Origin of the sequence: Pseudofrankia sp. EUN1h, from assembly GCF_001854645.1 — a bacterium.
Classification (GTDB): domain Bacteria; phylum Actinomycetota; class Actinomycetes; order Frankiales; family Frankiaceae; genus Pseudofrankia; species Pseudofrankia saprophytica.
On sequence record NZ_MBLN01000014.1, the window covers coordinates 15,922 to 32,582 of the forward strand.

Below are 16,661 nucleotides of genomic sequence, written 5' to 3' on the forward strand. Positions count from 1 at the left end.
CGTTCCCCCCGGCGGATACGCCCAGACGGCCGCCCAGCCGGCAAAGCCGCGGATCAAGCCTAGCCGTGACCTTCAGCACCGGTTGACCCCGGCCATGGCGAGGCACAGCCGCGAGATCTATGGACTCGAGGGGGACCCATGGACCCGCGGGGGACGGGCCCGGCCGAGCTACGCGACGGCGGAGGCGCCGAGCAGGGCTTTGAGGTCGCCCATCAGGGCGGGGGTGCGGCGGACCTTGTAGGAGTCGTCGAGGCGCAGCAGGGTCGTGCGGTGCGGGGACTGCAGGTGCAGGTGCACCTCGGTCGTGCCGGGGTGGGTGGCGAGCACCTCGCGCAGGCGGTCGACCGTCGGCGCGTTGACCCGCGACGTCGGCAGCGTGATCACGATCGGCGGGGTGAGGGCGTGCTCGGACAGGTCGGGCACGGACAGCTCGGAGGCGACCAGCCGGGGCGCGTCCTCCCGCTTGTCGAGCCGGCCCTTGACGATGACGATCGCGTCCTCGGACAGCTGGGTCGCGCACGTCTCGTAGGTCTGGGGGAAGAACATCACCTCGAGGCCGCCCTCGAGGTCCTCGATGGTCGTGAGCGCCCAGACCTTGCCCTGCTTGGTGACCTTGCGCTGCAGGCTGGAGATGATCCCGCCGATCGTGACGACGGCGCCGTCCGGATAGTCGGCGAGCGCGGCGACCGTGCAGTCGGCCTTCGCCGTCAGGATGTGCGCGACCTCGGACAGCGGGTGGTCGGAGACATACAGGCCGAGCATGTCGCGCTCGTGCGCGAGCTTGACGGACTTCTCCCACTCCTTGTCGGAGAACTCCATGGCGCCGAAGGCGGAGGTGGTCGGGTCGTCGTCGACCTCGCCGAACAGGCTCTCCTGGCCCAGGGCGCTCTGCTTCTTCGCCGCCATTACGGCGTCGACGGCCTGCTCGTGCCGTTCGACCAGCCCACGGCGGGTGTGCCCGAAGCTGTCGAACGCGCCGGCCTTGATCAGTGACTCGATCGTCCGCTTGTTGCAGACCACGGCCTCGACCTTGTCGAGGAAGTCCGGGAACGAGGTGAAGTCGCCCTTGGACCCGCGGGTGCGGGTGATCGAGTCGACGACGTTCGCGCCCACGTTGCGGATCGCGGCGAGGCCGACCCGGATCTCGCTGTCACCGTGGGGGGTGTAGTCGGCGTCGGAGTAGTTCACGTCGGGCGGGAGCACCTTGATGCCCATCCGGCGGCACTCGTTCAGGTAGATCGCGCTCTTGTCCTTGTCGTCGCGCACGGACGTCAGGAGCGCGGCCATGTACTCGGCCGGGTAGTTGGCCTTCAGGTAACCGGTCCAGTAGGACACCAGCCCGTAGGCGGCGCTGTGCGCCTTGTTGAACGCGTAGTCGGAGAACGGGACGAGGATGTCCCACAGCGTCTTGATCGCCGCGTCCGAGTACCCGTTCGCCTTCATCCCCGCGGAGAAGGGGGCGAACTCCTTGTCGAGGATCTCCTTCTTCTTCTTGCCCATCGCGCGGCGCAGCAGGTCGGCCTGGCCGAGCGTGTACCCGCCGACCGCCTGCGCGATGGCCATGACCTGCTCCTGATAGACGATCAGGCCGTAGGTCGTGCCGAGAATCTCGTCGAGCGAGGTGCCGAGATCCGGGTGGATCGGGGTGATCTCCTGCTGGCCGTTCTTGCGCAGTGCGTAGTTGGTGTGCGAGTTCGCGCCCATCGGGCCGGGGCGGTAGAGCGCGATGACGGCGGAGATGTCCTCGAAGTTGTCCGGGCGCATGAGCCGCAGCAGCGACCGCAGCGGCCCGCCGTCGAGCTGGAACACCCCGAGCGTGTCACCGCGGGCGAGCAGTTCGTAGGTGGTCTTGTCGTCGAGCCCCAGCCCGAGCAGGTCGATCGTGATCCCGCGGTTGCGCTCGACGTTGCGGACGGCGTCGTCCATCACCGTCAGGTTGCGCAGCCCGAGGAAGTCCATCTTCAGCAGGCCGAGGTTCTCGCAGGTCGGGTAGTCGAACTGCGTGATGATCGACCCGTCGGCGTCCCGGCGCCACACCGGGATGTGGTCGATGATCGGCTCGGCCGACATGATGACGCCGGCGGCGTGCACGCCGGCCTGGCGGATCAGCCCCTCCAGGCCCTTCGCCGTGTCGATGACCTTGCGGACGTCGGCGTCGGACTCGTAGAGCGACCGGATCTCGCCGGCCTCGCTGTAGCGCTGGTGGTTCGGGTCGAAGATCCCGGACAGCGGGATGTCCTTGCCCATCACCATCGGCGGCATGGCCTTGGTGATCCGGTCGCCGACGGCGTACGGGTAGCCGAGGACCCGGGCCGAGTCCTTGATGGCGGCCTTCGCCTTGATCGTGCCGTAGGTGACGATCTGGGCGATCCGGTCGTCGCCCCATTTCTCCGTCACGTACCGGATGACGTCCGCGCGGCGGCGGTCGTCGAAGTCGATGTCGATGTCCGGCATCGACACGCGGTCGGGGTTGAGGAACCGCTCGAAGATCAGGCCGTGCGGCAGCGGGTCCAGGTCGGTGATGCCGAGCGCGTAGGCGATGAGCGAGCCGGCGGCGCTGCCGCGGCCAGGGCCGACCGCGATGCCGTTGCGCTTCGCCCACATGATGAAGTCCGCGACGACCAGGAAGTACGACGGGAACCCCATCTGGAGGATGACGCCGATCTCGTACTCGACCTGGGTGCGGTGCTTCTCGTCGATGCCGTCCGGGAAGCGGCGCTCCATCCCCCGCAGCACCTMGGCGCGGAAGAACGACTCCTCGGTCTCGCCCTCGGGGACCGGGAACAACGGCATGAGGTTGTGCTTCTTGAACATGCCGGACGTGTCGACCCGCTCGGCGATGAGCAGGGTGGTGTCGCAGCCCTCACGCCAGGCGTCGCTGGTGTCGATCGCCCGCATCTGGTCGGCGCTCTTGAGGAAGTAGCCCGAGCCCTCGAACTGGAACGACGGGTTCGCGACGGTCGAGGCGGTCTGCACGCACAGCAGGGCCGAGTGCGTCTCCCGCTCGGACTCGTAGGTGTAGTGCGAGTCGTTCGTGACGACGAACTTCATGTTCAGCTTGCGGGCGATGTCGATCAGCCCGTCGCGGACCCGGCGCTCGATCTCGATGCCGTGGTCCATGATCTCGCAGAAGTAGTTCTCCGCGCCGAAGATCTCCTGGTAGGTGGCCGCGGCCTTCAGCGCGAGGTCGGGGTGGCCCAGGCGCAGCCGGGTCTGCACCTCGCCGGACGGGCAGCCGGTCGTCGCCATCAGGCCGGCCGAGTGCTCGGCGATGATGTCCCGGTCCATCCGCGGCCACTTGATGTAGTGGCCCTCGATCGAGGCCCGGGAGTTCAGCCGGAACAGGTTGTGCAGCCCCTCGGCGTCGCGCGCCCACATGGTCATGTGGGTGTAGGAGCCGCCACCGGAGACGTCGTCGCTCTTCTGGTGCGGCTCGCCCCAGCGGACCCGCTGCTTGAGCAGCCGCGACTCGGGGGCGACGTACGCCTCGCACCCGATGATCGGCTTCACGCCGGCCGCGGTGGCCTGCTTGTGGAAGTCGTAGGCCCCGTACATGTAGCCGTGGTCGGTGATCGCCACGGCGGGCATCTTCTGACGTCCGACCTCGGCGAACATGTCCTTGAGCCGGGCGGCTCCGTCGAGCATCGAGTACTCGGTGTGGACATGCAGGTGCACAAAGGAGTCGGACACGGCAAGCCTTCCATCCGGGGTCCGGGCCGAGGGCCGGGGCGCGGGCCGAGGGCAGGTGCGGGACGACGGCGCACAGAGGACAAGACACCCAATACGGGCATCATGCTGATGTCCGGTGATCGGGGTGATGTCGGGGCGGTGTCAGCAGCCTAGCCCCAGGGTCTGACATCCCAGCGGCCGACACGACCGGCGTTTTCAAGATCCATAAAGGCCTCGCCCCGCCGGGCCGGCGACGGAAACGTACCGGCCGGCACCCGGCACCATCGGTCGCGGAAAGTGCTCGGGCGCACACGGCTGAACGGCCCGCTGCCGGGCCCGAAAGTGCGGGCCCACCAGATCCTCCCCACCCCAGGACCGCCCGCGAGCCCCGCCCACCGCGTCCGCCCGCCGACCGTGGTCGATGACGGAGCTCATGAGCTCCGTCATCGACCACGGTTCAGAAAGGATCTTCGGGTCGTGGTCGATGACGGTGTCCATAGGCCCGTCATCGACCACAAAACGATGCAGCGGGGGCGGCCGGCGGGCGAGGAACGGACGGCTGGGCTCGTCAGGAGAAGGCGGGCTCACCGCCGAGCGAGGCGGGCAGGGACCCGCCGACCGGCTGGGCCCCGGCCACCGGAGCCCCAGCCGCCGGGGCCAGGGTCGCCGGGGCGAGGGCCGCCGCGCCGGGGCCGTCGAGCCAGGCGACGATGAGCGCCGTGGTCTGGTCCACCGCCTCCAGCTGTGGCAGGTGGCCGCAGTCGTCGAGCAGCTCCACCTGCCAGTCCGGGCGGCGGGCGGCCACGTGCCGGGCGGCCGCGACGGGCACCAGCCGATCCTTACGCCCGTGCACGAGCAGCGTCGGCGCCGCCACCGCCGCCACCGCCGCGGCCAGCGGACCGGGCCGCGCGATCTGGCGGACGACCGACCGGGTGGCCGCGACCAGAGCCGCGTCGCTCGCCGGGCCGGCCCCAGGCGCCGCCGCCCGCTCGGCCGACAGAGCCACCATCGCCGCGACCGCGTCCGCCGGCACCCGCCGCGGGTCGACGGTCGTGCGCCGCAGCGCCTGTTCGACCAGTTCCTCGGTGGAGTACCGAACGCGGCGCCGGGCGAGCACCACCGAGCCGACCTTGGGCAGCACCATCCCGGTGAACATCCCGAGGATCGAGGCGTCCGGCGGCCGCAGCCGCGGGATCGGCAGCGCCGGCGAGATCAGTACCAGCCCGGTGACCGAGGCCGGGTCGGCGGCGGCGTGCAGGACGCTGATCATCCCGCCCATCGAGTTGCCTACCAGCAGCACCGGCGCCCCTCCGGACACCGCGGCGAGGAAGCCAGCCAGCAGCCGGGTGTTGGCCGCGACGTCGCTGCCCCGCTCCCCCACCGGCGTGCGGCCGAAGCCGGCGAGGTCGAGCGCCAGCACCCGGGCCCGCGTCGCCAGCCGCGGCGCGAGCGACCACCAGCTGGTGTGCGAGGCGCCCAGCCCGTGCACGCACACCACCAGTGGGCCGTCCGCCGGCCCGCCGAAGTCGGCGTAGTACACCGGCCCGTCGACGTCCGCCCAGCGCCCCTCGCGCCCGACAGCCTGATCCGTGTCCAGCATCGGCCCTCCCCCTGCCCGCCCAACCCGCGCCCTCCTGCCTAGCAAAGGACGACGGTGGCGGCCCCGACTGTGACGCAGCTATCTCCCGCCCCGGACGTCCGGGTCTCGGCGTCACCACGCCCGCTCGATACCGTTTTGGTACGGACGCCGTGACGCGCCCGTATCGGTACCAACTGCGCGGTACTGATTGTCAGCGAACGAGGGGGTCTCGCGGATGGAACTGAACGAAGCGGCCGTGTCGGCCGGTGCGTGGACGCTGCCAGGCCAGCGTGACGCCGGTGCCGAGCAGGTACCGGCCGAGACCGCCCCGACCGAGTCGGACGTCATCGCGGTGGGCCCGGTGGCCAACCCGAAGCGCCTGCGTCTGGGAGTGCCCACCTCGGTCTGACCTTCGCCGAGGGCCTCGGTTCGCCCGGGCCTCGCCATCGTCGCGAGGCCTGAACCTGGTGGTCGAGGCGCACGCCCACGGGACGTGCTCGGCCCGCTCCGGTTGCCGGGGCGGGCCGTTGTGCTTTCCGAGGACTGTCCTGCGGCGCACGGTGGACGGCGTGGCGGACGACGCAGCAGACGACGCGGCGAACGGCTCAACGGACGACGCGGTGGACGACGCGGCGAACGGCCCCCACCGTGGTGGGGGGCGGTGGACGAGACCACGGCCAGCCCCATTGGCAGGGTGTCCGGAGCGACCTAGTTTTTTGATCATGAGACCCGCTGGGCGCCGCCAGGGCGACATGAGGTTCGGCCGCGAGGAGAAGCGCGGCGGCGCCAAGTACGGACCTCCGCCCGAGGACGAGCACTCCGATCAGGGGCCGCTCACCTGCGGCGGCTGCGGCGGCACCGGCTATGTCCAGCGCGAGCACCGCGGCGCGCACGCCGTCGACGTCTGTGTCTCCTGCGACGGCCGGGGGCGGATATGACCGGCCACGGCCGGCACGCGCCCCGCGCGCCGCGCCAGACCTGCGCCCACCCCCAGGAGCAGCCGCCCGTGACCTCCAAACCCGCGCCGGTCGACGCACGGCCGGCCGGCAAACGCTGCGCCGTATGGACGCGCGGTGACACCGGCGCGACCCGTCACCAGCCCGGCCCACGACACCGCGGCACCGAGCCGCCCGTGTAGCTCCACGCCGCCCGTGTAGATCCACGCGGCGCGGGTACGTCCGCTGCCTGCCGGTTTCACCTGTCTCACCCCGTCTTCGGCCGGGTTGGCACAATCGGTGCTCCGGCCGAGCTCAGTGCCGACACGAGGTCGGGACGGGTGGCGCGAGAGGCAGGCCATGGATTTCGACGACGATCGGGTCGACACCTCCCAGCTCGAGGACCAGCGCGGCGGGCGCGGCGCCGGCGGCAAGATCGCGCTGGGTGGCGGCGGCGCCGGCGTCATCGGCGTGGTCATCTACCTGCTGGTGACGCTCCTCGGCGGCGGTGACGGCACGTCGGCCCCCGTGGGCGGGTCGGGTGGCGGCGGGACCGAGGCCGGCGCGTCTGCCGCGGCCGACCTGGCGGCCCGCTGCAACGCCTCGGGCGCGATCGACCAGTACGACGACTGCTTCGTACTGAAGGTCTTCAACGAGGTCAACGAGGTCTGGACCAGCTACTTCCAGCAGCACGGCCAGACCTACACCCGCCCGACGCTGGTCTACTTCGAGCAGGCCGTCTCGACCGGCTGCGGACAGGCCTCGTCGGAGGTCGGCCCGTTCTACTGCCCGAACGGCCAGCGGGTCTACATCGACCTCGGGTTCCTGAAGCAGCTGCAGGACCAGTACGGCGCCCAGGGCCGCTACGCGCAGGCCTACATCGTCGCCCACGAGGTCGGCCACCACATCCAGACGCTCACTGGCACCGAGGAACGGCTGCGCCAGGCGCAGCAGGCCGACCCGTCCCAGGAGAACGCGCTGTCGGTGCAGCTGGAGCTGCAGGCCGACTGCTACGCGGGCGTCTGGAGCACGCTCGCCGACAAGGCCGGCAACGTGACCGTCGGCCAGTCCGACATCGACGAGGCGCTGAACGCCGCCGAGGCCGTCGGCGACGACCGCATCGAGCAGAAGGCCGGCGTGGACGTCAATCCGGAGACCTGGACCCACGGCTCCGCCCAGCAGCGCAGCACCTCGTTCAAGACCGGCGCCAGCGGCGCCACCCTCGAGTCCTGCGGGACCGTCCCCCACTGACCTTCGGGACGGCACCGACCTTCGGGACGCCACCGGTCTTCGGGATGCCACTGACCTTCCGGACGCCACTGACCTTCGGGACGTCACCGGTCTTCGGGACGCCGCGCCGCGTCCCGCCGTCACCCCAAGGTGGCGGCGGGAACGCGGCCAGAGGCGAAGGCGGAGCTCCCGGGCAGGCGGGTGCCGGCGGCCAGGGCGGCGAGCCAGGCGTCGGTCGTCCCGACCGCGGCGAAGCCCGCGTGCAGCACGGTGAGGGCGCGCGCGTGCATCTGCTCGGCGGTGAGCGCGCCGACCTCGTTGGCATAGGCGAGCGTGCCCGTCGCGTCGGAGAGCACCTCGACGGCGAAGCCGGCGTGGGAGGCCTGGCGGGCGGTGGTGTCGACGCAGTGGTGGGTCATGTAGCCGACGAGCGTCACCGTGTCGACGGCGCGCTCCCGCAGCCAGCCCTCGAGCCCGGTGCCGGTGAACGAGCCGGGCAGGCGCTTGCGCAGCAGCACGTCACGCGGCCGCGCGGCGACCACCGGGTGCAGCTCCCAGCCGGAGCTGCACCCGGCGAACGCCGGCAGGCCGGCGTCCGCGTCCTGCTGGATCACCACGACCGGGATCCCGCGGTCGCGGGCGACGTCCATGGCCTGGCCGATCCGGTCGAGCGAACCGGCCAGCGGCGGGTAGGTGATCGGCAGCGTTCCCGTGTCGTACTCCCGCTGCACGTCGATGACGATGAGTGCCCGGTTGGACATCGCGCCTTCTCCGTTCTGTGAATTCTCCGTGGCCGTGAAATCTCCGTGGCCGTGGAATCTCCGTGGCGGTCGGCCGCGGTGGAAGCAGCATCCCGTCCGGGTTTCGGGCAAAGGAGTGGCTTGAAAGCCACCGTCCGATAGATTCAAGCCAGGATGGTCGTCGGGAGGAGCGGGCCGTGGCGCGTGACCGGGACACGGTGGCGGTGGTCTTCGGCGACGGGCAGCCGATGTTCGAGGCGTCCGTGCCGGCCAGGGTGTTCGGGCCGGTCCATCCGGACGTGCCGGCGCACGCGGTGCTGGCCGTCGCCGGCGAGCCGGGCCCGCTGACCGCGTCGGCCGGCATCCGGATCGACCCGCCCCATGGGCTGGACGCGCTCGCCGACGCGGGGATGGTGATCGTCCCTGGCTGGCGGGCGCCCGACGGGGCGCCGCCGCCGGACGCCCTGGTCACCGCCCTGGTCACCGCCCACGACGACGGTGCCGTCGTCGTCGGGCTGTGCCTGGGCTCCTTCGTGCTCGCCGCCGCCGGGCTGCTCGACGGCCGGCGCGCGACCACGCACTGGCGGCACGCCGGCACGCTCGCCGCGCGGTACCCCGAGGTCGACGTGGACCCGGACGTGCTCTACGTCGACGCGGGTGACGTCGTCACCAGCGCCGGCAGCGCCGCCGGGATCGACGCCTGCCTGTACCTGCTGCGCGCGCGGCGCGGAGCGGCGGCCGCGAACGCGGTCTCCCGGGCGCTGGTCGTCGCTCCGCACCGGCCCGGTGGCCAGGCTCAGTACATCGAGCACCCGGTGCCGGCGGCCCGCGCGGGCGGGGACCCGGTCGCCGAGGCGATGGCGCTGGCGCTGTCCCGGCTCGGCGACGCGAGCCTCGACGTCGACGCGCTCGCCCGCCACGTCCACCTGAGCCGGCGTACCTTCGACCGCCGCTTCCGCGCCCACACCGGCAGCTCCCCGCTGCGGTGGCTGCTCACCCAGCGGGTGCTGCGGGCCCAGCGCCTGCTCGAGGAGCAGCCCGGCCTGGGCGTGGACGCCGTCGCCCGGCGGGTCGGCTTCGCCGACGCCGTCTCCCTGCGCCCGCACTTCCGCCGCGTCGTCGGCGTCGCGCCCCAGATCTACCGCGCCACCTTCGCGGGCACGGATGCCCGCGTGACGGCGGCAGTCACCTGACTGATGGCGGACGGTGCCGACGCGGAAATGATCGGACCGCCGGGTCGCCCCCGGCCGGGCCCGCCGGACCGGGCCGCCGGGGCGGGCCGCCGGACCGGGCGCGTGGGCGGTGCTCGGGCCGCCCGGGTGTCATACCGGCTCATTACTCTGAAGAACGGGCTGGCCCGCGGACGCTCCGCGGGCACCGGAGCGCGCTGGTGCCAGGCACCGCGCGAGCCGGAGCCGCGGCCGCTGTGACGGGAGTCTGACGTGATCTCACGAGTCCGCCTGCCGGGCGTGCACCATTCGGCGCCGGCGAAGTCGGGCCCGCCGCGGGACCCGGCGCCCAAGCCGGCGCCGCCGAGGCCGCCGCTCTGGCGCAGCTGGCTGCTGCCGATCGGGCTGCTGATCACGGCGCTGCTGCTGTTCGTCCCCAGCATGTCCGGCGGCGGCACGAAGTCGTTCGACTACTCGGATCTGCTCAAGCGGGTCAACACCGGGACGGTCGCCTCGGTGACGATCAACGACAAGGGCGCCGTCGACGGCAAGCTCAAGGACGGCACCACGTTCACCAGCCAGATCCCGACCGCGCTGGACACGACCGCCCTCTCCTCCCAGCTCCAGTCCAAGGGCGTGGCGGTCAAGGGGACGCAGACGGGCGGCTCCTGGATCTCGGTCCTGCTGAGCTTCCTGCCGCTGCTGCTGCTCGTCGGCTTCTTCGTCTGGACGGGACGGCAGACGCGACGGCAGCTGTCCGGCGGCGGTCCACTCGGCGCCATCGGCCGGTCCAAGGCGAAGATCACCGACTCGGAACGCCCGGAGACCCGGTTCGCCGACGTCGCCGGCTACGAGGGCGCGAAGCAGGAGATCAGCGAGGTCGTCGACTTCCTGCGCAACCCCGACCGCTACCGCCGCGCCGGCGCGAAGGGCCCACGCGGGGTGCTGATGGTCGGCCCTCCCGGCACCGGCAAGACGCTGCTCGCCCGGGCCGTCGCCGGCGAGGCCGAGGTGCCGTTTCTGTCGATCTCCGGCTCCGGCTTCATCGAGATGTTCGTCGGGGTCGGCGCCTCCCGGGTCCGCGACCTGTTCGCCGAGGCCCGCAAGCGGTCACCGTCGATCATCTTCATCGACGAGATCGACTCGATCGGCGGCCGGCGCGGCGGCTCGGTGATCGGCGGCGCGAACGACGAGCGGGAGCAGACCCTCAACCAGCTGCTCGCCGAGATGGACGGCTTCGACGCCAGCACCGGCATCGTCGTGCTGGCCGCGACCAACCGTCCGGAGACGCTCGACACGGCGCTGCTGCGCCCCGGCCGGTTCGACCGGCAGGTGACCGTCCCACTGCCGACCCAGACGGAGCGGGCCGCGATCCTCGCGGTGCACGCCCGCGGCAAGCAGCTCGGCGCGGACGTCGACTTCGACGTCATCGCCCGCGGCACCCCCGGCTTCTCCGGCGCGGACCTGGCGAACCTGGTGAACGAGGCCGCGATCCACGCGGTGCGCGACGGCCGGGACATCTTCACCGCCGCGGACCTGGACGCGGCCCGCGACCGGATCCTGCTCGGCCAGCGGGACGCGTCGAACGCGCTGCTGCCCGACGAGAAGCGCTCGGTCGCGTACCACGAGTCCGGGCACGCGCTGGTCGCGGCGCTGTCCGAGCATGCCGACCCGGTCGCGAAGGTGACGATCCTGCCGTCCGGGATGGCGCTCGGCGTCACCCAGCAGCTACCCGAGGCGGAACGCCACCTCTACACCGAGGCCTACCTGCTCGACAGCCTGGCGGTCCGCCTCGGCGGCCGGGCGGCGGAACTGGTCGCCTTCGGCTACGGCTCCACCGGCGCGTCCAGCGACCTGGCCGGGGCGACGCAGCTGGCGACGCGGATGGTGCGCGAGTTCGGTCTCTCCCCCGCGCTCGGGCCGGTCGGCTACGGCGGGCGCGATCAGCAGTTCCTGGGCGGCGAGGAGGTCGTCAGCCGGCCCTACTCGGAAGGCACCCAGCGCGTCGTCGACGACGAGGTCGCTCGCCTGCTGCGCGAGGCCGAGGCCCGGGCCGTCGACCTGCTGCGCACGCACCACGACGCCCTGGACCACCTCGCCGCCCTCCTCCTGGAGAAGGAGACCGTGGACGGCGCCGCCGTCACCGACATCCTGCGCCTGACCTCTCCGGTGCCCGAGGACCTTGCGGTCGAGCCCGGCGACACCCCCGGCCTCGGCCTGGCGAGGGAGACCGCGGGTGCCGTCGCGGGCCTGGCCGCGCCGCGTCCGGCCCCCGAGGCCTAGGCGTGTCCTACGGCTTCCGGCCACGCGAGGCTCCGCCATCATCGCCGCAGGGGTCCCCGGGAGGTCGGCGCCAGCCGATCTTCCGGGGGAGCGACTTCGGCCTGGCCCGCTTCCCGTGATCTTTGCCGGCCAGGCATGGACCGCGGACCCCGCCGAACGGCCGTGATCGTTTGACGGTACGAACAAAGGGGACAAAGCGGGACGAGGACACCGGTCGGCGAGGGGTTCACTTTCGCTCGTTCAGAGAGGTAGGCGGGACGGTGAGGGTGCGACTCGGACGGCTGTTGTGGTGGCGTCATGGCGGTGGACCCGCCGGGACGGCACCCGGCGCTCCGGCACAGGCCCTGAGGCAGGCGCCGACACGGGCGCCGAAACAGACGCCGACACGGGCGCCGGCGGTCGCGGTACCAGCGCAGGCCCCTGCGCCGGACGCGAGCGGCGACGGCGACGGCGACGCGGGTGACGAGACCGACGGCCTGCTCGACGCGGTGGCCTCGGCCGCGTTCGGGTTCGCGGCCCTGCGCCCCGGGCAGCGCGCGGCGATGCGGACGATCGTCGAGGGCCGCGACACCCTGTGCGTGCTGCCGACCGGGGCCGGCAAGTCGGCCGTCTACCAGATCCCGGCACTGCTGCTCGACGGGCCGACGATCGTCGTCTCGCCGTTGATCGCGTTGCAGCGCGACCAGGTCCGCGGGCTGACGGAACGCCTCGGCGGCCTCGACGCCTTCGGCGGTGGGACCGAGGGCGGAAAGGCCAGCTCCCCGGGCGCCGCGGTGGTGGCGAACTCGCAGACCAGCGCGCGGGCGCTGGCCGAGGCGTTCGGCGCGATCCGGCACGGCACCAGCGAGTTCCTCTTCCTCGCCCCGGAGCAACTGGCCAAACCCGAGATCCGGGCGCTCCTACGTGAGGCCGAGCCCTCGTTGTTCGTCATCGACGAGGCGCACTGCATCTCCTCCTGGGGCCACGACTTCCGCCCCGACTACCTGCGCCTCGGCGAGGTCATCGACGACCTGGGGCACCCGACCGTCGTCGCCCTCACCGCGACCGCCGCGCCGCCGGTCCGCCGCGAGATCGCCGAACGGCTGCGGATGCGCGACCCGGCCGAGACCGTCGCGGGCTTCGACCGGCCGAACATCCACCTCAACGTCCGGACCTTCACCGACGACGCGGCCAAGCGCGCCGCGCTCGTCGAGTACGCGGCCGTCGAGGCCAAGCCGGGCATCGTCTACGCGGCCACCCGCCGCTCCACCGAGGAGATCGCCACCGAGCTCGCCGCGCTCGGCCTGGCGGCCCAGCCCTACCACGCGGGGCTCGGCGCGGCCCGGCGGCGCCAGACCGAGACGGCGTTCCTCGGCGGCGAGCTGGACGTCGTCGTCGCGACCACGGCGTTCGGCATGGGCATCGACAAGCCCGACGTCCGCTTCGTCGCCCATGCCGATGTCGCCGACTCGCTCGACTCCTACTACCAGGAGATCGGCCGTGCGGGCAGGGACGGCGAGCCGGCCAACGCCTGCCTGTTCTTCCGCCCCGAGGACCTCGGCCTGCGCCGGTTCTTCATCGCCGGCCCACCCGACCCGGTCCAGCTGCGGCGGATCGCGGTCCTCATGTCGCACGCCGACGGGCCGGTCCCGCTGTCCCGGCTCGCCAAGGAGGCTGACCTCACCGAGTCGGCGCTGATCCGGCTCGTCGACCTGCTCGCGCAGGCCGACGCGCTGGCCGTGCGGGACGACGGCAGCGTCGAGCACCGCCCCGACGCCCCGGACCCGGCCGCCGCCGCGGCCCGCGCCACCGAGCGCGCCCAGGCCCGCCGGACTGTCGACCGGTCCCGCGTCGACGAGATCCGCGGCTACGCCGAGACCCGCGGCTGCCGCCGTCGCTACCTGCTCACCTACTTCGGCGAGCCCTACGACGCCGACTGCGGCAACTGCGACCGTTGCGAGGCCGCGGCGGCGGCCCGGCCGGACGGACCGCCCAGCCCGGAGACGGCCGCGCGCGCGGCGGCCGAGCAGGCGTTGGCCGGCCACGCGTTCCCGGTGAGCACCAAGGTCCGCCATCAGCAATGGGGCATCGGCCAGGTGGTCCGCGACGAGGGCGACCGGCTCACCGTCCTGTTCGACGACGCCGGCTACCGCACCCTCGCCCTGGCCGCCGTCCTGTCCCGCGACCTGCTCGTTCCGCTCGACCTGGACGGCGGACCCGGCGCGCCCACCGCGGACAGCTGAGCGTCGGCCGACCGGCTGCCGACCGCCGTCCGTCCGGGGCCCGCGCGACGAGGGCCGGGTGACGGCGTCAGGCGCGCGACAGCGGTCGGACAGGGGATAAGCGGGCGGTCTGGACGGGCGGGCGCGGTAGGGTCGGGCTCGCCGGAACTGTCCGGCTTCAGCGCTTCTCGGGGGACGTGGTGCTGCGCGGACGAGGCGGGCGGGCGCTGCCCGCCGGTGACTGGTTGGAGCGGCCCCGGTGACGCCGGCGCCGGACGGGCTGGGCCGGGCACGGCCGCTGACCGCCGCGGACCCCGCCCAGGTCGGTCCCTACCGGCTGGACGGGCTGCTGGGCCGTGGCGGGATGGGCAGCGTCTACCTTGGCCGCACCTCCGCCGGCCGCAGGGTGGCCGTCAAGGTGGTCAAGGCGGAGTACGCGGCCGATCCCGGCTACCAGCGGCTGTTCGAGGAGGAGGCCAGGCTCGCGCGCGGCATCGTCCGCTCCTGCACGCCTGAGTTCCTCGACGCCGGCACCCACGACGGCCAGCCGTACATCGTCACCGAGTACATCGACGGGCCCACGCTCGAGGAGGCGATCCACCAGAGCGGGCCGTTGGAGCCCGCGGCCCTCGAACGCGTGGCGCTCGCGGTCGCCACCGCGCTGACCGCGATCCATCGCGCCGGCGTCGTCCATCGCGACCTCAAACCGTCCAACGTCCTGCTGTCCGTCCACGGGCCGCTCGTCATCGACTTCGGCATCGCGCTCGCCGTGAACAGCTCGACGCTGCGCGGGAAGGACGGATCCGGCACGCCCGCGTTCATGGCACCTGAACAGGTGACCCGCGACCAGGTGGGGCCGGCGGCCGACATCTTCGCCTGGGGCGGGGTCGTCGTGTTCGCCGCCACCGCCCGCCCGCCTTTCGGGGAGGGTCCGGCCCTCGCGCAGCTGTACCGGGTGGTCAACGAACAGCCCGACCTCACCGGCGTTCCCGAGCCGCCGCGGTCGGTGGTCGCCTGGGCGATGCGCCGGGACCCGGCCCAGCGCCCGACCGCGGCCGCGCTGTTCAACCGCCTGGTCAGCTCGCCGTCCGCCGCCGCGTCCGCGCCGACAGAGCCGTCCCAGCACCGCGCCGGCGGATCGGTGGCCGGCGCGGGTGCCGCGGGCACGGGCAGGCGGCCCGCCGGCACCGGTACGGGTGGGGACACACGGCCGAGCCTGCCTCCGTCCTCGGCGCCGCTCCCGCCGACAAGGACATGGCCCGGCTCCTCGCCGCCGCGTGATTCCCCGCCGCCGCGTGATCCTCCGCCGCCGCGTGATCCCTCGCCGACGGCGGGCACGCGGCGTCGCCCTGGGCCGCGCCGGCGCCGGCTGATCGTCCTCGCCGCCGCGGCGGCGACCGCGCTGGCGGTGGGGATCCCGCTGCTGGTGGTACAGCCCGGGCGCGGCGGCGACGGCGGGCCCGAGGCGGCGCGGCGGGCCTCGGAGACGCTCGCCGCGGCGGCCCAGCAGGCCCAGGACGAGGATCCGGGCCTCGCCCGCAGGCTCGCGCTCGCCGCCTACCGCGCCGCACCGACGCGGCAGGCACACCTGAGCCTGCTGGCCGCCTACCTGTCGCCTGGCCAGCCAGCCACCACCTTCGCCGGCCATACAGCGGCCATCGCCGACGTCGCGTTCAGTCCAGACGGCCGGCTGCTCGCCACCACCGGCACGAAGGACCACGTCGCCCACCTGTGGGACACCAACCGGCGAGGCGAGAACGTCATGTCCCTCGCCACCCTGCAGGGCCACACGGACTGGCTGGGCGACGTGGCGTTCAGCCCGGACGGAAGACTGCTCGCCACGGTCAGCGCCGACGGCACCGCCCGGCTGTGGGATACCACCGACCGCGGCATCGGCGTGAAACCGCTGGCCACGTTCACCGGGCACGTGGGCGGCGTCTGGGACGTGGCGTTCAGCCCGGACGGGAGGCTGCTCGCCACCGGCGGCGTCGACGGCACCGCCCGGCTGTGGGACCCGACCCGCCGTGGCGACAACATCGCGCCGCTCGCGACCTTCGCCGGCCACACCTCGGTCGTCGGCGAGGTGGCCTTCAGCCCCGACGGCAAGCTGCTCGCCACCGGCAGCGCCGACGGCACCGCCCGCCTCTGGGACACCTCGATCCGCGCCGTGACCAGTGACCCACGCACCACGTTCGTCGGCCATGCCCAGGGCGTCAACGAACTCGCGTTCAGCCCGAACGGAAGACTGCTGGCCACAGCGAGCGACGACGCCACCGCGCGCCTCTGGGACACGGTCGGGCGTGGTTCCTCCGTCGCCGCGGTCACCACGTTCACCGGCCACGTGAACTCGGCCGGCGACGTGGCGTTCAGCCCCGACGGCAGGCTGCTCGCCACCACCAGCGGCGACGGCACCGCCCGCCTCTGGGAGACGGCGTCGCGCGGCCCCAGCATCACTCCGCTCGCGAGCCTCACCGGCCACACCGACACGGTCAACGACGTCGCGTTCAGCCCCGACGGCCTGCTGCTGGCCACCTCCGGCACCGACGGCACCGCCCGCCTCTGGGACGCCGCCGGTCGCGGCGGCAACGTCACCCCGCTGGCCACGCTGGAAGGCCACACGGGCAAGGTCGACGACGTCCTGTTCAGCCCCGACGGCTCCCGGCTCGCCACGACCGGCGCCGACCTCACCGCCCGGCTCTGGGATCTCTCCCCCGACCGCATCGCCGCCCGCGCCTGTGCCAACCCCGCCAACCAGCTCACCCAGGCGGAGTGGACCCTCCAGGTCAAGAACCTCGCCTACGTCGACCCCTGCCCCTGACCGTCAGGCGACGCGGAGGAGGCGGCGTGTCGTCTCA

The 16,661-nt window shown here is 73.0% G+C and carries 10 protein-coding genes; 7 read left to right on the top strand and 3 right to left on the bottom strand.

Annotated features, from left to right (window positions below; genetic code table 11):
* Nucleotides 1-168: 168 nt before the first annotated feature.
* Together dnaE and BCD49_RS05035 are read right to left on the bottom strand one after the other, a co-directional pair.
* A complete protein-coding gene (gene dnaE / locus BCD49_RS05025) occupies nucleotides 169-3,690 on the bottom strand; it encodes a DNA polymerase III subunit alpha (protein ID WP_071041215.1) in 3,522 nt (1,173 codons plus the stop codon).
* Nucleotides 3,691-4,237: 547 nt separating this feature from the next.
* Nucleotides 4,238-5,269 carry an alpha/beta fold hydrolase gene (locus tag BCD49_RS05035; RefSeq protein WP_007509437.1) on the bottom strand — a complete coding sequence of 344 codons (1,032 nt, stop codon included), beginning with the start codon at nucleotides 5,267-5,269 and terminating at the stop codon, nucleotides 4,238-4,240.
* Nucleotides 5,270-5,483: 214 nt separating this feature from the next.
* On the opposite strand from BCD49_RS05035, the gene BCD49_RS43975 reads away from it, so the two are divergent.
* From BCD49_RS43975 to ypfJ, 3 genes are all read left to right on the top strand, one after another.
* Nucleotides 5,484-5,657 carry a hypothetical protein gene (locus BCD49_RS43975; protein ID WP_007509436.1) on the top strand — a complete coding sequence of 58 codons (174 nt, stop codon included), beginning with the start codon at nucleotides 5,484-5,486 and terminating at the stop codon, nucleotides 5,655-5,657.
* A gap of 313 nt (nucleotides 5,658-5,970) precedes the next feature.
* Nucleotides 5,971-6,186 carry a hypothetical protein gene (locus BCD49_RS05040; RefSeq protein WP_232794154.1) on the top strand — a complete coding sequence of 72 codons (216 nt, stop codon included), beginning with the start codon at nucleotides 5,971-5,973 and terminating at the stop codon, nucleotides 6,184-6,186.
* Nucleotides 6,187-6,501: 315 nt separating this feature from the next.
* Nucleotides 6,502-7,434, top strand: coding sequence for a KPN_02809 family neutral zinc metallopeptidase (ypfJ, locus tag BCD49_RS05045; RefSeq protein WP_269799836.1), 933 nt, complete (start codon nucleotides 6,502-6,504; stop codon nucleotides 7,432-7,434).
* Between the two features lie 119 nt (nucleotides 7,435-7,553).
* On the opposite strand, the gene BCD49_RS05050 is transcribed toward ypfJ, so the two are convergent.
* On the bottom strand, nucleotides 7,554-8,174 hold the full coding sequence (locus tag BCD49_RS05050) for a cysteine hydrolase family protein (RefSeq protein ID WP_007509430.1): 621 nt from the start codon (nucleotides 8,172-8,174) through the stop codon (nucleotides 7,554-7,556).
* Nucleotides 8,175-8,350: 176 nt separating this feature from the next.
* On the opposite strand from BCD49_RS05050, the gene BCD49_RS05055 reads away from it, so the two are divergent.
* The 4 genes from BCD49_RS05055 to BCD49_RS05070 all read left to right on the top strand — a co-directional run bounded on the left by BCD49_RS05055 (nucleotide 8,351) and on the right by BCD49_RS05070 (nucleotide 16,624).
* Complete coding sequence (locus BCD49_RS05055; protein ID WP_007509428.1) at nucleotides 8,351-9,346, top strand: helix-turn-helix domain-containing protein; 996 nt, start codon at nucleotides 8,351-8,353, stop codon at nucleotides 9,344-9,346.
* 249 nt (nucleotides 9,347-9,595) lie between these two features.
* Nucleotides 9,596-11,605 (top strand): ATP-dependent zinc metalloprotease FtsH, encoded by a 2,010-nt coding sequence (gene ftsH / locus BCD49_RS05060; protein ID WP_007509426.1) that lies wholly within the window; start codon nucleotides 9,596-9,598, stop codon nucleotides 11,603-11,605.
* Nucleotides 11,606-11,865: 260 nt separating this feature from the next.
* Nucleotides 11,866-13,827 carry a RecQ family ATP-dependent DNA helicase gene (locus BCD49_RS05065; protein WP_007509425.1) on the top strand — a complete coding sequence of 654 codons (1,962 nt, stop codon included), beginning with the start codon at nucleotides 11,866-11,868 and terminating at the stop codon, nucleotides 13,825-13,827.
* A gap of 238 nt (nucleotides 13,828-14,065) precedes the next feature.
* On the top strand, nucleotides 14,066-16,624 hold the full coding sequence (locus BCD49_RS05070; protein WP_007509423.1) for a WD40 repeat domain-containing serine/threonine protein kinase: 2,559 nt from the start codon (nucleotides 14,066-14,068) through the stop codon (nucleotides 16,622-16,624).
* Nucleotides 16,625-16,661 lie beyond the last annotated feature (37 nt).